14 protein-coding genes are annotated in these 19209 nt (G+C 70.9%); 6 read left to right on the top strand and 8 right to left on the bottom strand.

The genetic code is table 11. From position 1 onward, the window contains the following. Positions 1-94 precede the first annotated feature (94 nt). Complete coding sequence (locus O0S08_RS33220; protein WP_269033439.1) at positions 95-805, bottom strand: response regulator; 711 nt, start codon at positions 803-805, stop codon at positions 95-97. A 224-nt stretch (positions 806-1029) separates the two neighbouring features. Next, positions 1030-2145 (bottom strand): 3-oxoacyl-ACP synthase III family protein, encoded by a 1116-nt coding sequence (locus O0S08_RS33215; protein WP_269033438.1) that lies wholly within the window; start codon positions 2143-2145, stop codon positions 1030-1032. Positions 2146-2464: 319 nt separating this feature from the next. Here O0S08_RS33215 and O0S08_RS33210 point away from each other — a divergent pair, with 319 nt between their 5' ends. The 5 genes from O0S08_RS33210 (at position 2465) to O0S08_RS33190 (ending at position 8907) form a co-directional block, all read left to right on the top strand. Beyond that, positions 2465-2767 (top strand): helix-turn-helix domain-containing protein, encoded by a 303-nt coding sequence (locus O0S08_RS33210; protein ID WP_269033437.1) that lies wholly within the window; start codon positions 2465-2467, stop codon positions 2765-2767. Positions 2768-3446: 679 nt separating this feature from the next. Further along, on the top strand, positions 3447-4616 hold the full coding sequence (locus tag O0S08_RS33205; protein WP_269033436.1) for a zinc-dependent alcohol dehydrogenase: 1170 nt from the start codon (positions 3447-3449) through the stop codon (positions 4614-4616). A 155-nt stretch (positions 4617-4771) separates the two neighbouring features. Continuing rightward, a complete protein-coding gene (locus O0S08_RS33200) occupies positions 4772-5464 on the top strand; it encodes a DJ-1/PfpI family protein (protein WP_269033435.1) in 693 nt (230 codons plus the stop codon). A 395-nt stretch (positions 5465-5859) separates the two neighbouring features. Further along, entirely contained in the window at positions 5860-7671 is a 1812-nt protein-coding gene (gene ggt, locus O0S08_RS33195) for a gamma-glutamyltransferase (RefSeq protein WP_269033434.1), read from the top strand. Positions 7672-7719: 48 nt separating this feature from the next. Beyond that, positions 7720-8907, top strand: coding sequence for a radical SAM protein (locus O0S08_RS33190; protein ID WP_269033433.1), 1188 nt, complete (start codon positions 7720-7722; stop codon positions 8905-8907). 17 nt (positions 8908-8924) lie between these two features. Here O0S08_RS33190 and O0S08_RS33185 read toward each other — a convergent pair whose 3' ends face one another. Then, positions 8925-9761 (bottom strand): hypothetical protein, encoded by an 837-nt coding sequence (locus O0S08_RS33185; RefSeq protein ID WP_269033432.1) that lies wholly within the window; start codon positions 9759-9761, stop codon positions 8925-8927. Positions 9762-9841: 80 nt separating this feature from the next. On the opposite strand from O0S08_RS33185, the gene O0S08_RS33180 reads away from it, so the two are divergent. Beyond that, positions 9842-10315, top strand: a complete 474-nt coding sequence (locus tag O0S08_RS33180; RefSeq protein ID WP_269033431.1) for an AgmX/PglI C-terminal domain-containing protein — start codon at positions 9842-9844, stop codon at positions 10313-10315. A 26-nt stretch (positions 10316-10341) separates the two neighbouring features. On the opposite strand, the gene O0S08_RS33175 is transcribed toward O0S08_RS33180, so the two are convergent. Genes O0S08_RS33175 through O0S08_RS33155 form a run of 5 tightly spaced genes read right to left on the bottom strand, consistent with a single transcriptional unit; the run spans position 10342 to position 19202 of the window. Beyond that, positions 10342-12405, bottom strand: coding sequence for an endonuclease (locus O0S08_RS33175; RefSeq protein ID WP_269033430.1), 2064 nt, complete (start codon positions 12403-12405; stop codon positions 10342-10344). A gap of 46 nt (positions 12406-12451) precedes the next feature. Then, the gene (locus O0S08_RS33170; RefSeq protein ID WP_269033429.1) at positions 12452-13525 is read right to left on the bottom strand and encodes a trypsin-like peptidase domain-containing protein; all 1074 of its coding nucleotides are present in this window, start codon (positions 13523-13525) and stop codon (positions 12452-12454) included. A gap of 13 nt (positions 13526-13538) precedes the next feature. Continuing rightward, positions 13539-17102 (bottom strand): trypsin-like peptidase domain-containing protein, encoded by a 3564-nt coding sequence (locus O0S08_RS33165; protein ID WP_269041885.1) that lies wholly within the window; start codon positions 17100-17102, stop codon positions 13539-13541. Beyond that, positions 17099-18163: a hypothetical protein gene (locus O0S08_RS33160; RefSeq protein ID WP_269033428.1), complete on the bottom strand. Its 1065-nt coding sequence runs from the start codon at positions 18161-18163 to the stop codon at positions 17099-17101. The genes O0S08_RS33165 and O0S08_RS33160 overlap by 4 nt, the downstream gene beginning before the upstream one ends. 31 nt (positions 18164-18194) lie before the next feature. Continuing rightward, the gene (locus tag O0S08_RS33155) at positions 18195-19202 is read right to left on the bottom strand and encodes a DNA/RNA non-specific endonuclease (protein ID WP_269033427.1); all 1008 of its coding nucleotides are present in this window, start codon (positions 19200-19202) and stop codon (positions 18195-18197) included. Between the last annotated feature and the right edge of the window lie 7 nt (positions 19203-19209).

The following is a 19209-nucleotide window of genomic DNA, read 5'->3' as shown; positions in this document are numbered from 1 at the left end:
GGATCTGCCGTCGGCCGCGGATCGCTGCGCGAGCCGGGGGCGCCCCCATTGTACATTCAGGCGCGGACCCGATCGTACCGGCAACGGCGCGGGATCACTCCGGGTCGGCGGGGCCGCCCTCGTCCTGGGCGAAGCGGTAGCCGACGCCGCGCAGCGTCTGCAGCTGGCCGGCGGCGGAGCCGAGCTTGGCGCGCAGGCGGAGGACGTGAGTATCGACGGTGCGCGTGGTGACGTGCGGCGACAGGCCCCAGACCTCGGCGAGCAGCGCCTCGCGGGTGTGCACGCGGCCCTGGCGGGTCACGAGGAGGATCAGGAGCCGCAGCTCGAGGGCGGTGAGCGCGAGCTCGCGGTCGTCGAGCCAGGCACGCTGGGCGCCGGCGTCGACGCGCACGCGGCCGCAGGTGACCCGCTCGCTCGCCGCCGACGGCTGGATTCGTCGCCGCAGCACGGCGCGGATCCGCAGCACCAGCTCGCGCATGCTGAACGGCTTCGTCACGTAGTCGTCGGCGCCGACCTCGAAGCCGAGCACGCGATCGATCTCCTCGGCGCGCGCGCTCAGCATCACCACCGGCAGCGCGCGCGTGCTCGGGTCGGCGCGGAGGGCCTGGCACACGGCGATGCCCGACATGTCCGGGAGGTTGAGGTCGAGCAGCACGAGATCGGGCGCGGGCTCGCTGCGGGCCAGCGAGAGGGCCTGCGCGCCGGTGTCGGCGGTGCGGGGGGGAAAGCCCTCGCGCGTCAGCGCGTGACAGATCGCGGACCGTAGATCGCGCTCATCTTCGACGACGAGGATCGAGGCGGGCATGGCGAGGCGAGGGGACGCTCCGAGCGTACACGTCGGCTCGCGAATACGCATCGACGCGGCGCTCCGATGAAATTCACCGCAGCGCCGTGTGGATGTGACGAGGATGTCAAAATCGCCGGAGGGCCGCGCGGCGCCCGGGGAGCCGCCGACAGACGACGGGGATGTCCGTCGTGGCGACCTGCCGCAGCTATGATCATAGTTCACAGGAGCGGCCGCGTCGCGCCTCACAATCGCACGAGCTGGGCCCCGAGGTGCGCGCCGGCGCCGATCGCCGCGAAGGCGACCAGCTCGCCGCTGCCGAGCGCGACGGCGCCGCGCTCGAGGTCCTCGGCCAGGAGGATCAGCATCCCGGCCGACGAGGTGTTGCCGTTGCGCGCGACGTTCGACGGTAGCTGATCGCGCCGCAGGCCGATCGATTCGGCGAAGTGCTCGAGCAGGCGCTGGTTGGGCTGGTGCATGTAATAGCGGGAGACCGCGCCGACGGCGACCTGGCCGCGGGCCAGCACGTGCTCGAGGCTCTGCCGCATGCATCGCATGTAGCTGTGCTGGACGAGGGCGCCGTTGACGACGAACGCCAGGTCGACCGGCCGGGTGCGGGCGGCGTGGGGCGGCAGGAGGGCGCCGCCGCCGGGGCGCAGCACCAGGTCGAGGTGCTCGTTGCCGGCGACCGAGGCGACCACGCCGCGCTGGTCGTCGTCCTCGCCCCGGAGGACGATCGCGCCGGCGCCGTCGCCGAACACGTAGGCCGACAGGAAGGCGCCGATGCTCTTGTCGCTGCCGTCGAGCGGGACCGATTGCGTGTAGAGGTCGCGATCGACCATCGAGGAGCTGAAGTTGCTGCCGACGATCGCGGCGGTCCGGAGCGCGCCGGAGGCGATCATCCTGGCCACCATGTCGAATACGTACATCGTGCCGCCGCAGCCGCTGTCGAGCACCATCGCGTAGCAGTCGGCGCGGCAGTCGAGCCGGCGGTGCAGCGCCATCGCGTCCTGGCCGAAGCTCGGGCGGTCGGGGGTGCAGGTGACGACGAAGATGGCGTCGAGGCCGGCGGAGCGCATGCCGGCCATCCGCAGCGCCTTGCGCAGGGCGATCTCGCTCATGTCGACGCCCGTGGCCGGCGCCTCGCCCGGGGCCGGCTCGATCGCCTTGCCGGTGACGTCGTCGACGTCCCACAGGTACCGCCGCTCGTGGATGCCGGTGCGATCGATGATGCGCTCGGGGGTCCACCCGGGGATGATCGCGGCGATCCGAGCGGTCGACATGCGAATCTCGGGGACATAGGCGCCGGCGCCGACGATGGTCGGCCGGCGTGTTTTCAACTGCTGATAGTCGGAGGTCATGGTGGCTCGATAGGGAAATCGCCGCACGGCGAGGCAACCGCGGCCGCGGCCCCGCACGCGCCGGACGGACCGGCGTCGCGGAGCTGCGGCCTCGACACCCCTTGAGCGTCGCGCCGGACGGCTTCGGATCGCGGCGCGTGTGGCGCCCTCGGGTGGACGCGCGGGGCGGTGACACCTACCTCGCGCCGACTCGGGTCATTCGATCGAGTCGTCGTCGATCGGACTGATGATATGGATAGGTCGATCGCCGGGGGGCTGGCGGCCACACAGCAATGCGCGATCTCGTGCCGCGCGGCCGGATCGTGGGAGCCACGCGGCCGTGAGTTGTCGCGGTTCGCCGCTGAAGCTCGAAGGGATTATTCTGCCCGTTCCCGCGAGTACGGAACCGGAGGTTTCATTGGCCCAACTCATCCTTGACGACTTCAACCTCGAGAAGGCCGAACGACGCCTGTGCGCGGAGGCGCTCAGCTCGGCCGGCAACATCGTCGGCGCCGCCGCATTGCTGGGAATCACTCGCCACGCGCTCAAGCGGCGGATCATCAAGCTGGCGATCGAATGGCCCCCGCGCAACGCGAGTCGCCCGTCCGACGCGGTGAACGCGAGCGCCGGACTGGTCCGCTGACAACCCCGAGGTGATGTCCAGGACGACCTGGCGGCCCTGGCCGCCAGGTCGTTCTCGTCACACCTCATTCGCCGCGGTCGCCACGGGCTCGCAGGCGCGACGGAGACGCCGTCGTCGCCTGCGAGCCCGTGGCGGCCGTGCTTCGACACGCCGGTGATCCGGCCGCGTCCGTGCGGCGCGAGGCTCGAGCCGTGCTCGGGGTCACCTTCATGACGATCGCGTCGATGTGGTCCGGGTCCGCGAGCTGCTCGGTGCTCGGCTTGGGGGCAGAGCGCGCAGGCGATGCACGTCCGTGCAGTACTCTTGTCCCCCGGTGAGCGCCTGGTCTCTCGCCGCGCATGGCCGCGACCGCCGGGGACTGTGAACATTCGCGGGTGAACAGTCGGCTAGCGAGGCGGACCGCGTGCGTCGTCGCCGCGAGCCCGGGCCCGGTCGCGAGCGGCGAACGGGTGAGTTCGCTGTGGGGTACGGCGGACGACCGGGGGTGGTCGCCGCCGGCCGCGGTCGCGATGCGGGGACGCGAGGGGCGTCGGCGCCGCCGTGGCGCGTGGTCGCGGCGGGTCGCTCCATTCGCACGAGTTTGCAACGCCGGCGTGAGCGCGCAGGTTAGCGCGGTTGCGGCGGGCGGCAGCGGCCGACCGGGCGCGCGAGGAAGACCCACCGCACAGGAGAACGAGCCATGAGAGCACTCTGCTGGCACGGCAGGGGCGATGTCAGCATCGACTACGTCCCCGATCCCATCATCCTCGAGCCGGGCGATGCGATCGTCCGGGTCACGGCCACCGCGATCTGCGGATCGGACCTCCACCTGTACGACGGCGTCGTGCCGACGATGGAATACGGCGACGTCCTCGGCCACGAGCCGATGGGCGAGGTCGTCGAGGTCGGGAAGGGGGTCACGCGGCTGCGGAAGGGCGACCGCGTGGTCGTGCCGTTCGTGGTCGCCTGCGGCTCGTGCTTCTTCTGCAAGCGGGGCGAGCACAGCGGCTGCGACGTCAGCAACCCGAACGCGCACATGGCCCTGGAGCTGATGGGCCAGTCGCCCGCGGGCCTGTTCGGCTACTCGCACATGATGGGCGGATTCTGGGGCGGACAGGCCGAGTACCTGCGCGTGCCGTTCGCCGACGTGGGCCCGATCAAGATCGAGTCGGGGCTCAGCGACGAGCAGGTGCTGTTCCTGTCCGACATCTTCCCGACCGGCTACTTCGCCGCCGATCTGTGCGGCATCGAGGCGGGCGACACGGTGGCGGTGTGGGGCTGCGGTCCGGTCGGGCAGATGGCGATCCGCAGCGCCTGGATGCTCGGCGCGGGCCGGGTCGTGGCGATCGATCGCGTGCCGGAGCGCCTGCGCATGGCCGAGGCGGGCAAGGCCGAGACGATCGACTTCGAGGAGACCCAGGTCTACGACCGATTGATGGAGATGACCCGCGGTCGCGGCCCCGACCGCTGCATCGACGCGGTCGGCTGCGAGGCGCACGGGATGGGCAGCATGGACGCGGTGGTGGACAGGGTGAAGACCGCGGTGATGCTGGCGACCGACCGTGCGCACGTGCTGCGCGAGGCGATCCGGTGCTGCCGCAAGTTCGGCACGGTGTCGATCCCCGGGGTCTACGTGGGCGAAGTCGACAATGTGCCGATGGGCGCGGCGATGAACAAGGGCCTGACCTTCCGCATGGGCCAGACCCCGGTGCAGCGCTACTCGCAGCAGCTCCTGGCGAAGATCGAGTCGGGCGAGTTCGACCCGTCGTTCGTCGTCACCCACCGCTTGCCGCTCGAGCAGGGGCCGGAGGCGTACAAGACCTTCCGCGACAAGAAGGACGGCTGCATCAAGGTCGTGCTCCGCCCGTGAGATGTCCCGAGAAACAGGATCGAAGTTCCTCGACCTGCGCTGAATCGTCGCACCTTTCGCGGCCGCGGCCGCGAATTCGCGTGGTGGCGAGAACCGAGCGGTCTTTGGCGTTCGCGCCACTTGCCTGTCGCGCGCGCCGGTGTCACCGTCGCGGCATGACCGAACCGTTGACGCTCCCCGGCATCGAACCGCTGTCCGTCGCCATGCTGCTGTACCCCGGCTTCACGCTGCTCGACCTGATCGGGCCGCAGTCGGTGCTGTGCTGGGCGGGCACCATTCACCTGGTCGCCAAGACGATGGAGCCGGTGACCAGCGACTCCGGCGCGCAGCTGGTGCCGACCTGCACTCTGGCCGACTGCCCGCGCGATCTCGACGTGCTGTTCGTGCCCGGCGGCTTCGGGACCTTCGCGGCGATGCAAGATCGCGAGCTGCTGGCGTTCCTGGCCGACCGCGGCGCGCGGGCCGGCAGCATCACCTCGGTCTGCTCCGGCGCTCTGATCCTCGGCGCCGCCGGGCTCCTGCAGGGTTACCGCTCGACGACCCACTGGGCCCTGCACGACGCGCTCCCTGCCCTCGGGGCCGTGCCCGTCAAGCAGCGCGTCGTCGTCGATCGCAACCGGATCTCCGGCGGCGGCGTCACTGCCGGCATCGACTTCGGCCTGGTCCTGCTGGCCCAGCTGCGCGGCGAGGAGAGCGCCAAGCTGGTCCAGTTGATGATGGAGTACGACCCCGCGCCGCCGTTCGCCGCGGGCACGCCCGAGCAGGCCGGGCCGGCGCTGACCGAGCGCGCCCTGGCGCTGATGGGTGCGGCCGCGCCGACGGCCGACGCGCCGCCGGCTCGCGCCTGAGCGCGGCGATCGGGCGCAGCTCGCAGTCCGGCCGATCGTCCGCGACCGATTGCGGGGTGTGGTGGTTGTCGGCGGCTGTAGCGATACGCACGCGATCGCCGGCGGGACGTCTGCGATGAATCACAGCAGCCGGCGAATTCGCGTGCCGTGCGGCACACGATCGCCGCAAGTCGTGAGGGCCGGCGCTGGCACGTGCCAACTGGCGCACGCTCCGTGGCGGCGACTGCGACGACGCGTGGTAACCTGGCCGGGCCGCGGCCGCACGGATCGGGCGCGCTCGTTCTGCGCCACCGCGGTCGCAGGAGGACCGATGGATGTCGATCGGGGATCTGAGACACTGTGCGCATCGACCACGCGCGCTGCTCGTATTCGGACTCGCGGCGGTCTGCGGGTGTGTGGCGGCGGGCGAGTCGGCGGAGGCGGGCGAACCTCCGCTGCCCGACGCGTGGCTCCCGGACGACGCGGGCGCGCCGCTCGCCGGTCCGAACCCGGCGTTCCACGGCGGCGTGGTGACGACGACCGAGCCGCTGGCGGCCGAGGTGGGCGCGTCGATCCTCGCCGCCGGCGGCAACGCGGTCGACGCGGCGGTGGCGGTGCAATTCATGCTCAACGTCGTCGAGCCGCAGTCGTCCGGGATCGGCGGCGGCGGGTTCATGATGATCCACCTGGCCGGCTGGGAGCCCGACGAGACTGTGGTGATCGACTTCCGCGAGACGGCGCCGGCCGCGGTGACGCCGACGATGTTCGCCACCGACCATTCGCACGACGTCAAGTCGTCGAGCGGCTACGCCGTCGGCGTGCCGGGGGCGCTCAAGGGCATGGCCCACGCGCTGGAGACCTACGGCACGCGCAGCCTCGGGGAGCTGCTCGATCCGGCGATCGCGGCCGCCGCGGACGGCTTCGAGGTCAGTCTTCGCCTGGCTGAAGAGACAGGTTCTTCGCGGCTCAAGCTCGAGGCCGGCGACGCCGCCTATGACGCGGCGCGCGCGGTGTTCCGCCCGGGCGGAAAGCGGCTCGACGAGGGCGAGGTGTTGACGCAGCCGGCTCTGGCCAGGACCTTCGAGCTGATCCGGCAGCACGGAATCGACGCGTTTTACGATTGCGAGCATCCGGCGGGGATCGCAGAGGCGATCGTGGCGACGCAGCGGGCCACGCGCGCGAGCAACGCGGGCGGTCGGGGCCGCATGAGCTGCGGCGACCTCGAGAGCTACGAGGTGCGCGTGCGCCGGCCGTTGATCCGCAGCTATCACGGCTACGAGGTGGTGACGACGCCGCCGCCGTCGTCGGGCGGGGTGGCGGTGCTGCAGATGCTGGGGATGCTCGAGCGCTTCGAGATCGGCAGCGGCGGCTTCCGCTTCGGCGCCACGAACACTCTCGGCGTGATGATGGAGGCGATGCGTCTGGCGTTCGCCGACCGGGCGATGTGGCTCGGCGACCCGGACTTCGCGTACGTGCCCACCACGGGGCTGTTGAATCGTACCTACGTGCAGTCGCGCTCGGCGCTGATCAGCGCGGGGCAGCGGCGCGCCAGCGTCTCGGCCGGCGACCCGCGCCTGATCCTGCCGCCGCCCGTGGCCACCGCCAAGAAGCTCGCCCGGCCGGAATGGGGGCAGGAGGTCGAGGGGGCCGACACCACGCACTTCACGGTGATCGACGGCCAGGGCAACGCGGTCAGCGTGTCGAGCACGATCGAGCGCCTGTGGGGCACGGGGCTGATGGTCGAGGGCTACGGCTTCATGCTCAACAATCAGCTGACCAGCTTCAACGACGCGCCGGCGGCCTCCACGTCGCCATACGACCCGGGGTCGAACGACCTGGCCGCGGGCAAGCGGCCGCGCGCGAGCATCTCGCCGATGATGGTCTTCCTCGACGGCGAACTGGTGGCCGCCTACGGCTCGCCGGGCGGGACCGGCATCATCAGCGCGCTCCTGCAGGTGACGCTCAACTTGATCGATCACCGGCGATCGCTGAAGGCGTCGATCACGTCGCCGCGGATCGCGCTCGACAGCGCCGGCAGCTCGGCGGACACGGACATCGAGGAAGGCTTCAGCAGCGCGGTGCGGGCGGAGCTGGCGGACATCGGCTACCGGTTCGCCGACGTGAGCGACATCGGCGCGGTCCAGGCGGTGGTGAGGTACCCGAGGAGCGGGAATCAATACGGCGCGGCCGACCCGCGGCGGATCGGCGGCGTCGCCGGCCTGCCGTGAACGACCGGCGGCCGGGAGGCGCGGCCTCGTGGTATAGGCGAGGACGCCATGTCCGGCGCCCGCGACCTCGAGGTCCACCTGCGCGCGCTCGTCGGCGGGCTCGCCCCCGGCGACGAGCTCGCGCCGGGGCTGCGCCTCGCCGAGGTCACCACCGAGTGCGGGCCGCGTCTGACCTTCGAGACAGGCGGGACGCGGGTCCACGTCGAGGTCGCCCGCCTGGCCCCGGGCCGCCGCAGCGCGGTGCAGACGCGCCGGCTCGGCCTGTCGTACCGCTTCGACGAGGCTGTCTCTCCGGACAGGCGAGCGCTCGGGGTGACGGTCTGCCGGGCGGTCGCGGCCGCCGCGGCGGGCCGCGAGGAGGCGGTGCTGGCGGCGCTGGCCCGCGACGCTGAGATGGCCGAAGAGACAGGTGACGAGCCGGGCGCGCGCGTGCGCGCGGTGACGGTCGAGCGCCTGCTCGAGCGCGCCGAGGGCGGCCGCTACTACACCGTGACGCCGTACGTCGGCTGCCTGATTGGCTGCAGGTTCTGCTACGCGCAGTCGCACGTGGCCGAGACGCGGGCGCTCCTGGGGCTCGCGCCGGCGCCGTGGGGCTCGTACGTCGACGTGCGGGTCAACGCGCCCGCGGTGCTGGCGGCCGAGCTGCAGCGGGCGCCGCCGCGGCCGATCAAGTTCTGCGCGGTGGTCAGCGATCCGTACCACGCGATCGAGCGCCGGCACGAATTGACGCGGCGGATGCTGCTGGCGCTGCGCGACGCGCAGTGGACGGCGGGGGTGCTGCTGTTGACGCGCTCGGCGCTCATCGAGCGCGACCTCGACGTCCTGCCGGCGATCGCCAATGCGTGGGCGGGGATCTCGATCCCCACGATCGACGACGCGGCCCGCCGCCACTTCGAGCCGCGGGCCGCCGCCATTGCGGACCGACTGGCGGCGCTGCGGGCCTGCAGGGCCGCGGGGCTGCGCACGTTTGCGATCGTGCAGCCGCTCCTGCCCGGGCCGGTGGCGCCGCTGGCCGACGCGCTGGCCGAGCACGCGGGGTCGGTGCGCGTCGACGTGCTCCACGGGGTCGAGGGCGCGACGCAGGAGTTCGCCGACGCGCGCTGGGCGGCGGCGGCGAACGGTGACTGGCAGCGCTCGCAGGCAGCCGCGCTGACTGCGGCGCTGCGCGAGCGCGGGGTGCCGCTGTGGGCCGGCGAGCTGCCGCCGGAGCTGGATGGCGATTCGGACATGTCCTGAAGGGCATGTCCTGAAGGTCATTGTCGGGACTGCTCGAAGCGGCGCTCGCGCTCGGCCCGATCGGCGGCGGTGAGGGGGAGGTCGAAGTCGCCGGCGAGGAGCTTCTCGAACAGGATGCTGCGCTCGTGGTGGGCGTACGGCGGCCAGGCGGCGCCCGCCAGCAGGGCGAGGCCGAGGCGGGCCCAGGCCTGGGCGTCGTCGCGGCGGCCGTCGAGCACGGCCAGGCGGGCGAGCAGGACGACGAGGTCGATCCGCGGCTCCGCGGCCGGAGAGAGCGCGCTGCCGGCCACGCGGAGCGGATAACTCGTGGCGAGCTCCGGGGCGCGGGCCTCGAATTCGTCGACGCGCAGGGCGGTCAGCTCGGCGAGGCCGCGCGGCACTGCGGCCAGGAACTGCAGGCCCTGCTCCTCGACGACCTCGAGCAGGCGCTCGCAGGTCTCCTCGGCCTCGGCGACGTCCTTGCCGAGGTCGAAGTCGGCGCCGTGATGGCGGTCGTCGAACAGCCTGAAGAGGCGGTAGAAGTTGCAGTCGGAGTAGTCGACGTCGTCGGGGGCGAGGGCGTGGTGCAGCGCCGACGGCAGGCCGACGCGGTGGGCCGCGAACGCGAGCGAGCCGGAGCCGCCCGCCTTGCCGCCGGCGAACCAGCTGAGAAAGACGACGTCGCCCGCGCGGCCGCGGCCTCGCATGCCCTTGCAGGTGAAGCCGAGCGCGCGCAGGCGCGGGTTCACCTTCTTGTTGTAGACCTTGGCGAACTCCGCGGTCTTGAGGTTGAGCATCTTCGGCCAGACCTTCACGTCGGCCGGGACCTGCGAGGCGGGCCAGAAGCGATGCGGGAGCTCCTGCAGGGTGCGCACGACCGCGAGGATAGCCGAGGCCGCTCGCGCGCATGCGGGTTTTCGGCGCCGCGGCGCCCTGCCGTGATACCGTCGAGGCCATGCCCTCGCCCTCGCTCCGGCTCGCGCTCGCCTCGGCCCTGCTCCTGCACCCCGGTTGCAAGAAGGAGGCGGAGTCGACCCCGCCGGCCGCCGCCGACGCGGGCGAGCAGGCGGCGACGGGCGAGTCGGAGGCGCCTGCGGCCGCGGAGGAGGAGTCGCCGTACCTCGACGTGTCGAACTTCAACCGCAAGGTCGAGGAGAACGTCGGCGAGATCGTCGCTTGCTACAACGAGACGGCGGGCAAGGCCCCGGACGCGCCGACCGGGCGGGTCAAGGCGACGATCGTGGTCGACGGCGACGGCAAGGTGAAGAAGGCGACGTTCGACCCGCAGCGCTCCACGCTCAAGCACGACGGGCTGTTCGCCTGCATGCAGGCGAAGATCGCCGGCTGGAAGTTCAACATCACCCTGAACGGCTCCGATTCGCCGATGCCCTACACGTTCGACCTGACGTCGGGCGCGCTGCTGCCGTGATTCGGAGCCGTCGCCGGGCCGATCGTCTATGAGCCCAGGCCGCGGGAGAAGTCGACGCGAGCGACCCACTCCGGGAAGTCGATGAAGGGGTTGCGGACGCCCTGGACCCGCGCGACTTCGGCGTTGCGGCGGCGCTCCCATTCGTCGGGCGAGGCGGCGGTGCTCCAGCGCTTGAGGGCGCCGATGTCGGACCGCGAGTACCGCTCGCTCGAGATGCTGCCGGGGTAGCGGACGAGGAAGTAGAGGGTCGCTCGCGCGGCGGCGGCCTTGCCGTGGCGGGGCTCGAAGCGCTGCCCGCGTTGCAGGCCGCACCGCTCGCGGTCGTCCTCGGCGGGGAAGTCGGCGAAGTCGGTCAGGGGGAAGTTGCCGCGCCGGCTGTTGCACCGCTGGTCGCAGGTGAACAGGTGGTGCAGATCGGCGACCATCGGCGACTTCTTGGCGAACCACGACTGCGGGACGACGTGCTCGCAGTTGAAGCCGGCGCTCGCCTCGAGCAGGTCGAGCTCGCGGGTCAGGGCCTCGGCGCTCATGCCGGCCTCTCGCGCCCGCAACGCCTCGCGCGCGGCCTCGAATCGTTCGGTGGCGGCGAACTCCTCGCGGACGAATTCGCGGGTGTCGTCGTATTCGTCGGCCGAGTACAGGCTGCGCAGGAACAGCCGCCGCCCGTCGCGCACGAGATCGACGATCGGGTAGAGGTATTGCAGGCGGGCCTCCTTGTAGGACAGCACGCGTTCATGGGTCCGGCGGAGCAGGTCGGACAGCGCGTCGTGGAGCGCGCCGCCGTCGGCCTCGGGATCGATGTCCTGATAGTAGCGATCGCGGGCGGCCTGGTCCTGCACGCGGTCGTAGTAGTTGTCGGCAGTGATCCGGTCCAGGCGCTCCAGGGCCGCGCGCAAGCCCGCCTCGCGGGGGACGAGGGCCCGGGGCGCCGGTGCGGGGCTCGTCGGGGCGATGGTTTGCGGGGCGCCGACGCTGAGCTGAATGTGCAAGGGAATGACGATGGAGGTGAGACCGTCGCCGGTCGCGGGCGCGGCGACGAGCTGCGGGGTCGCCACTGCGACCGGCGCGGCGATCCGCGGATCGGCGGGTTGCGACGGGCCTGGGCTACCCACGGCGATCGCGTCGTCCGTCCGCGGCGGCGGCCGGGTATCGACGTGGAGATCGGCGATCTCCGAGAACTTGCCGAGGTCGCCCAGGAGGTCCCGTTCGGCGCCGCTGGCTCGTTGACGGAGGTCGCGCAGGATGGCGTCGATGCGCACGCCTTCGTTGGCGATCCAGTCGATCGCCTTGTCGCCCATGTCGGAGGTCCACGGCTTGCCCTGACGATTGACGATCCGCCCGTTCACCCGCCGCGGCACGCCGGAGTGATGGAGCGCCACGACCTGCCATTGATTGTTGAACACCGGCGAGCCCGAGGAGCCCGGGTTGGTGTCGGTGCGGTAATGCAGGAAGTTCGTCAGCGCGGCGACGAGCTCGTTCTCGCGGATCGCATATTGCTTGTGCTCGCCGTCGGGGTGCTGGATGATGTTGAGCGGCTCGCCGAGCGCGAGGGTCGGCACCAGCTCGGGGGCCGTCAGCAGGTAGCCGAAGGCGGCGAGCTCGGGCTCGTCCGCCTCGCGCACCGCCACGACGGTGTAGTCGAGGTCCTCCTCGCGGCTCGTGCTGAAGAAGCGCGACGGATCGAGCTTGAACCGCCGCCCGGCGTCGTCGCGCGCGTCGACTGCGAACTCGACGGCCGCGTCCGCGGCCTCGCGGGCGCTCGGCAAGACGTGATTGTTGGTGATGAGTAGTCGCGGTGACAGGAGCCAGCCGGTGCCGGCGCCGCCGCCGGCGAGCTGGACGCGGCACACCGCCCTGGCGGCCTGATGCATGCGGTGGAAGAAGCGGATATCGATGAGGTCGTTGCGGCCGAGGATCCGCTCCAACATGTCGGGGTCCGCCAGGGGGCGGGCGAGCTCGTGGAGAGACTGGGACTCGGTCACTTCCGTGATGCCGGCGCTGCGCAGCGCCTTCCACCGCTCCTGGAGGGCCCGGCCGTCGGGGAGCGCCGTGAGCACCCCGCGCAGCCGCTGTTCGGCGAGATCGGTCAAACTTTCACTGTACACCATGATATTAGCGTCCTCTTTGTTCGATGGTTCACGCGATTGCGAAGCCCTTCGCCTTCAACCCGGCGAGGACCCGCTGGATCCGGATGCCCTCGTTCTTCTTGAGGGGGGGCCGTCCGAGCACCTCCTGAGGCCGACCTCCGGCGTGGTGCAGGGCGATGAGCCGCCCCGCGGCGTCGAACACCGGCGAGCCGGACGAGCCCTCCTGCGTGTCCGTCAAATAGTGGACCACGCGGTCGGTGAAGTTGGTCACCTGATTGCGGACGAAGCCGACGCGCTTGCGGGCGCCGTTCGGGTGCTGAATGATGAAGGCAGCGTCGTTCAAGGTCGGCTCGACGGCCTGGTCGAGGGCGACGACGGGCCACGCGGGCTGCAGGCCGGCGGCCCGGATGATCGCCCAATCGTCGGCCTGGTCGGCCAGGATGCTGTTCACGTCGCACACCACGGCGGTCGCAGCGAGGCCGTTGTCGTTGTGGTCGGCTTCGTAGCCGAACTCCGCGGTCACGGCCCTGGCGCGGCCGCCGGCGCGATCGTGGAGGACGTGCCAGTTGGTCAGCAGGAGGTCGGCGCCCACGCGAAACGCAGTGCCGAACTGGTTGCCCGCGCCCGTGCTGACGTCGAGCCGGCAGACGGCCGGGGCCAGCTGCAGCATGCTCTGCAGGGTGCGGATGAGGCCGGGGACGCGGCCGATCGAGAAGGTCAGGTTGTCGAGGTAGAGGAGGGCCTCGGGGACCGGGACCTGATCGTCGCCGTCGATGAAGCGCGGCGTCCCGTCGTCGTTCAGCGGCTCCGCCTCGATCTCGATGGGACGCGAGGCGACCAGCGCGGCGAAGAACGGCTTCAGCGGCGACGTCCGCGGCAACGAGTCATGAACCTTGGCGACGAGCGTCCGCACCGTGCCGTGGCGCGCGTTGGTGTCGAGGATCTCGTGCCACAGCGAGACGGGCGCCTGTTCGAAGAAGATGAGCGAGGTGTCGAACTGAATCTCGGAGAGCAGGCGGCGGGCCGCCGCGGCGGTGGGATAGAGCTCCGCGAGGTTCTTGCGCAGCTGCTGACCTTCTTGGCGGTGAAACGGGAACGGGAGGGCGTCGAGATCGAACTGCATGGAGATCCTCAATTCAAGCGTCGGGGATTCCGGCGAGGTATCGGACCAGGAGATCGAGGGGGTCGGGGAGGGCGGAGGCGACGGTGGCGTGCACTTTGTAGCGCTCGAGATCGTTGTCGAGGCCTTGCAGCAGATGAAAGGCCCGCTCCGGCCCCGAGCTGGAGCTGGTCAGCAGGTCCGCGAGCACGTCGCTCGCAGACTCTCTTGCGAAGCTCTGCCAGCGGTCGGGCGAGCGCTCCGTCAGCTTGGCCGTGATGAGCGCTCGCGCCGGGGCGATCTGGGTGACGTGGCTGAGGTACTCGGCCAGGAATTGTTGCGCCGGCCGCCGGTTCAGCTGCGGGACGAACGACCATCCTGGGCTGTCATGGAGGCAGATCAACGTGTACCCCACCGACGCCGTCAGCATCCGCCAGTCGTGCTGTCGGCGGATGAATGCGTCGATTCGGGCGGCGATCGAGGTCGTCGTGAGCAGCTTCCACCGGTGATGCGCGGCGAGAAAGAGGTCGACGGCGTGGGGCGGCAGGCTGGATACTCGAGGTCCCTGCTCGCGGGCCAGCTGATCGACGAAGGCGTCGCGGGAGATACGGGTCAAGGAGCGTGTGTACGCTGGTTGCTCGGCGAGCCCGGTTCGGGTCCACATGCCCAGACGTTCTGCCAGGAGCAGTCGGTGTACCTGACTGCGCTCGATCGCATCGGCGAAGTCGATGGAGCGAAGGTTGCCGAGGAGACGGGTCTGTCTGGACGCCCAGCCGAGTCGGGCGCGCAGCTCGACGTTCAGCGTATCGCTGGCGGACAGGACCTGCCGCAGTCCATCGATGCGAAGATGGCCCGATTCGTCCATTTGCTCGACGAGCGCTTGCTCGGCGCTCGGCTCGAAGGTCAGCCAGATCCGCGCCGCGGTGATCGCCAGACTCACCAGGTCGTGCGTCGCATGGTCGCGGTCGTCGGCCGAGAGGGGCGGGACGTCGAGCGTGCGTTGCAGGATCCCGTCCGCGAGGACGTGATTGTCTCGCGCGTGGAGCCAGGCGCGCAGCACCGTCCGGTCGCGACGAGCGGTCGTCCACACCAGGTTCTCCTCGCCGAGGAGCGCGAGGGCGCGGGGCACGTCGTGTGCCTGGGTGGCCGCGAGCCAGGCGTCGTAGAACACCAGCGGGCTGTCGGGGGTCCGCTCGGGCCGCTCGGAGAGGACGTGGCCGACGCCGTGCGTGAGGCCGCGAGCGAGCAGGTCGCGGATCCGGCGCAGGGCGTCGTGCTCCCAACCATCGAGATCGGTGCGCTCGATGGCGATGGTGCCGAGTCGTGAGGCGAGCCAGACGTGAGCGTCGCCCGTGAGATCGTCCTCCGCGCCGCGCAGGTGCGTCGCGCAGGCGGTCCGCCACGCCACGGCCGCGCCGTGGAGATCGCCGAGCCGCAGGCAATGATAGACCAGCTCGGCGGCGATGATGTCGTCTTGCGGGAGGCTCGCGTAGTAGACGGCGGCCGCCTCGTCGATGCGGCGGACGAACGCCTGGTCTTCGCTCTCCAGCATGCGCAGCGTCGCGTTCCGTACTTCCTGGCGGACTCGCAGGACGTCGTCGCCGTCCACCAGGGCCATCTCGCGCCGCAGTCGCGCGAAGACCTGGTCGGCCGGAGCCCCGGGCGGGAGCAGGTCGCCGAGCACGTGGCTCAGAGCGTCGGCAGTCACCCGCCGGAGCACCAGCACGCCGCGCGCGAGCGGCTGCAGCGAGACGTCGACGACGCGGGCGAGGATGCGATCGTAGAGATAACCCTCGATGATCTGCCTGGGCAGGCTCGCCGGCAATACCGCGAGATCGCCGCCCAGGTGCAGGTAGTGGGCTCCGAGCAGCAGGACGAGAGGGATGCCGTCGGCGAGCTCCACCAGGCGCCGCCGCATCGCGTGCGCGCCGATACCCCTGGCGCGCAACAGCTCGTCGGCGTCGCTGGCGTGGAGCCCGGTCAGCCGCATCGACTGCGAGGGCCGCCCGACGAGCTCGCGATTCGGTAGAGTGCCGCGGCCGGTGACGATGATTCGGAGCCGGGGGAGCTCGGCGAGCAGCCGCTGGAGGACCGGCCAGAGCTCCTGATAGCGCTCGACGTGCTGCGCGATCTCGAAGCTGTCCAGGACCATCAACGGCGGCGGCCTGTCGCGCAGCTCGCTCGCCAGCGCCACGCCGAGCCGATCTGCCGCGGCTTGCCAGGATTCGCGCGCGACCGCGTGGGGAGTCGCGGGTGGTGACAGTTCCAGCTGCGCCTCGCACTCGGCGAGGATCCGCCGCAAGATCGAGTCGGCGTCGTCGGGAGCGAGATCGGCGCGGTCGAAGTCGAGCCACAGAATCACCGTGTTCGCCGGGAGCTCGTCGGCGAATCTGGCGACCAGCGCGGACTTGCCGATTCCTCCGATCCCGGTGATCACGAGCGGCCCCGCGTCTTCTCGTGCGTACCACGCGTGCATCGCGGCCAGCTCGAAGCTCCGGCCGCGGAACCCGTCCCCGGCGATGTCCTTGAGCCGTTGCCGCGCCCGGCGCTGCGTGAGCACGCGCTGGACTTCGTGCGCGGTCGGCAAGCCCGGGACCAGACCGGCGAACCACCGCACCATCTGCAACCATTGGGGCAGGTCGGCGAGCGGCTCTTCCCACAGGTCGAACGGCGGGCCGCGCAAGATCCGGTCGAGCGCGACCTGGCCGGGCTGGGAGGCTCGCTCCGGACCACGAGCCTCGCGCATCGCTTCGAGGGAACCGGCGCCCTCGAGGGTGCGGCGGCGAACCTCGGGTTGGAGCGTCCAGGCCGCGGCGCGGACGTCGATCACGTGGGGTTCGACGCCGCGCCGCTCCTCGGCGGTCAGCTGCTCGGGAGAGAAGCGCGAGCGCACGGCGAGACGCAGCAGTAACGAGGGAGAGGGCTGGGGTGCGGCGACAGGGCGCTCGGACGGAGGGCGCGGGCCGACGAGGCGATGATAATCGGCGATCTCGGGCCACAAGGACAGATTGCGCAGACGCTGCAGCCAGAAGCCGATCGTGCGCCCGCCTTTGCGTCTGGGCTCACCGAACCATCCGATGTGCGTGCCCCGGACGCGGCCGAGGAAGTCGAAGAGCGGGCCGCCGGAGGAGCCGGGCGAGCTGTCGAGATCGTGGATGAGCTCGCCGGTCGCCGGTGAGACCTCGACTGTGACCCCTGCTGAATACTGGATATGCGGATTGAGAAAGGGGTGATGCAACATCCACAAGCGGCCGCCTGCCCGGGGTGGATCGAGCGAGAGGGTCAACGCTTCAGTCGGGCCCGGGGGCGTACAGCGCAGGAGGGCTGCATCGTCGATCTTATCGTCGCCGGTGACGGCGACGATCTCTGCCCCGCTTCCCGTGGTCCCGCCCGGGAAGAAGACCTGCAAGCTGGACAGGTCCGGGTGGATGACATGGCGGGGCACGACCACGAGCGTGTCGGTGATGCACCAGCCGGTGGAGCCGGCGCCTGCGGTTCCGCCGACGCTGAAAGCGAGACGTACGACGCTCTGTGCGGATCGCTGGAGCGCGTCCTGAAAGCGCGCGAGGCCGACCCACTCCGAGCGCTCGCCGCCGTTCATGGCGCACCTTCCAGCTGCGCGGTCTCGGTGGCGATGGTCTTTCGCAGCGTCGACAGCCGGTCGGGCCTGTTCGCGCGGTCGACCGCCTGCATGATGCGATGGCCCATCGCCTCGCGCTCCTCGGCCAGCAGCGCGCGCCCCTTGCTCGCGGCCCACGCTTCGAGGTGCTCGAGCACGTGGCTCCTGTCCGGGGTGTCGATGCGGGGCTCGTCGATGCGGAAGTGTTCGGGCTCCCACCGCGTGGGCGTCGGCTGCTCGACGGGGTAGGCGATCAGGACCAGACGGAACCAGCTCCGCACCACCGGGTTGGCCATGGCGGCCACGAATTGATCGAAGAACGCCAGGATCGCCGAGTCGATGTGGGAGTTGCGGTTCTGGTCGGCGTCGAGGTCGTCGACGATGAGCCAGCAGCGCGTGTCTCTGTCACGAGCCGCGGCGGCCAGCTTGGTGCAGAGGTTGTTGTAGCCGGCCGCGTTGGTCGTGAACTGCGGCGGCCGGTCGGCCTTGAACGTCGCGAACAGGTCGGAGACGAGGGTGTCGAGGTCGAACAGGTTGCCCCGCCCGTAGTACGCGACCAGCTCCTTGCGTGAATCGGCCACGCTCTCGACGAGGTGACGGGTCCAGGTCCGCCCGCTGAATCGTTCGCCGCGGACGACGACGACCTTGAGGGGGCTGGTCTCGCGGGCGAGGGCCTCGAGGTATCCGCGCAGCTCCTTGCGATCGAGGAAGGGCAGCTCGTCGGCGCCGAGGACCGTCCGCTCGACGATGTCGCGCATGCCCATGACCAGGCGGACGGCCTCCACCAGCTTCGGCATGGTGCGGGTGAGGAGGTGCTCACAGAGGCGCCGCAACCGCAGCGCCCTGGCGATGTGGCCGAGCGCCACGTCCCACATGGGACGAGGGGCGTCGTCCTTGAGCCCGGGCAGATCGGCGCCGCAGCACGCGTAGACGATGCGAATGTCCTGTGCGCCCGGATAATGAATGCAGAGCTGCTCGTACAGGTGCAGCCCCTCCTGGATGTCCATACGATAGCGAGGATCGTCGAAGAGCGGGTGAGCCATGAATGAATAACCTCCGGACGAGGCGTCGAGGTCAGCGGAACGAGCGCCGCAGGTCGGTCGGGTGACGGATCTCCACCGGCGATGCGCCGGCGAGCACGTCGGCCTCGTGCAGGCTGCGAGCGAAGGCCACGCCGGTGGTCGCCTCGATGTCCTGGAGCGAGGTCTGGTGCTCGACGAAGGCTTCGAAGTCGAGCTCCTTGTCCAGAGCGAGGCCGTAGCGGGCGACCACGCGGCTCTGGTCGAGGATGAAGCCGTAGGCGCGCAGCTGGGCGTTTTCGACGGCGAACAGGACCTTCCAGTAGCGCAGGGGGTATTGCACGCCGAGCGCCTCGGGATCTTCGCCGGCGAGCACCGGGCCGGCGAAGATGCTCAGGCGGGCGCCGCTGCGCTGGGCCTCGGCCTTGATCTGATTCTCGAGCTCGCCCCAGGCGCCGCGGAATCGCGGGGCGCGGTTGAACCGCTCGTGCTGGGGTGTGCAATTGGTCCAGTGATAGGTGTCGGCGTTGGCGAACGCGCGCTCCTCGGGCGTGGCGCCCCAGGCGGCGTCGTCGCGGCGGACGAGGTGGCCGCGGTCGATGCGGCGCGCCGGGCGGTAGAAGTCGCGGTCGTCGACTTGATAGCCGGCCGGGACGCGAGCGTCGCGCCGCCAGCCGTCGTCGCCGAAGTCGGCCCGGGTCTCGTCGCCGCGCATCTCCGGCGAGTAGTCGACGTTCGCTGCGGTCCACATGGCGAATCGACGCTGCTTGTTCACCGCCAGGGAGTAGTGGTGATAGGCGAGGACCAGCGGCTCGCCGTCGAAGCCGGTCAGCATCTCGCGGCTGCGCTCGACCCGGACGGTCGGCGCCGGCACCTCGACGTCGAGGAAGTCGGCGTCGTAGCCCGGGCGCCCGTCGTAGTCGGGGTCGAAGGTCTGCTTCTTCTCGAACGCCCGCGCGGCCTCGGCCTCGCCGACGGACGCCGAGACGATGGCGTCGCCGGGCGCTCCGTCGTGGATGTGAATCGTGACAGGACCGTGAAAATGAATGCTGTGTTGCGACAAGGGGCGT

Origin of the sequence: Nannocystis punicea, assembly GCF_026965555.1 — a bacterium.
Lineage (GTDB): Bacteria > Myxococcota_A > Polyangia > Nannocystales > Nannocystaceae > Nannocystis > Nannocystis punicea.
This window is presented reverse-complemented; position numbering and strand designations above follow the sequence as displayed.

Coding starts and splice junctions, on each gene's coding strand:
- O0S08_RS33215 (WP_269033438.1), bottom strand. CDS start 2,145: ATGACCTCCGACTATCAGCAGTTGAAAACACGCCGGCCGACCATCGTC.
- O0S08_RS33160 (WP_269033428.1), bottom strand. CDS start 18,163: ATGGCTCACCCGCTCTTCGACGATCCTCGCTATCGTATGGACATCCAG.
- O0S08_RS33165 (WP_269041885.1), bottom strand. CDS start 17,102: ATGAACGGCGGCGAGCGCTCGGAGTGGGTCGGCCTCGCGCGCTTTCAG.
- O0S08_RS33200 (WP_269033435.1), top strand. CDS start 4,772: ATGACCGAACCGTTGACGCTCCCCGGCATCGAACCGCTGTCCGTCGCC.
- O0S08_RS33205 (WP_269033436.1), top strand. CDS start 3,447: ATGAGAGCACTCTGCTGGCACGGCAGGGGCGATGTCAGCATCGACTAC.
- O0S08_RS33190 (WP_269033433.1), top strand. CDS start 7,720: ATGTCCGGCGCCCGCGACCTCGAGGTCCACCTGCGCGCGCTCGTCGGC.
- O0S08_RS33220 (WP_269033439.1), bottom strand. CDS start 805: ATGCCCGCCTCGATCCTCGTCGTCGAAGATGAGCGCGATCTACGGTCC.
- O0S08_RS33170 (WP_269033429.1), bottom strand. CDS start 13,525: ATGCAGTTCGATCTCGACGCCCTCCCGTTCCCGTTTCACCGCCAAGAA.
- O0S08_RS33180 (WP_269033431.1), top strand. CDS start 9,842: ATGCCCTCGCCCTCGCTCCGGCTCGCGCTCGCCTCGGCCCTGCTCCTG.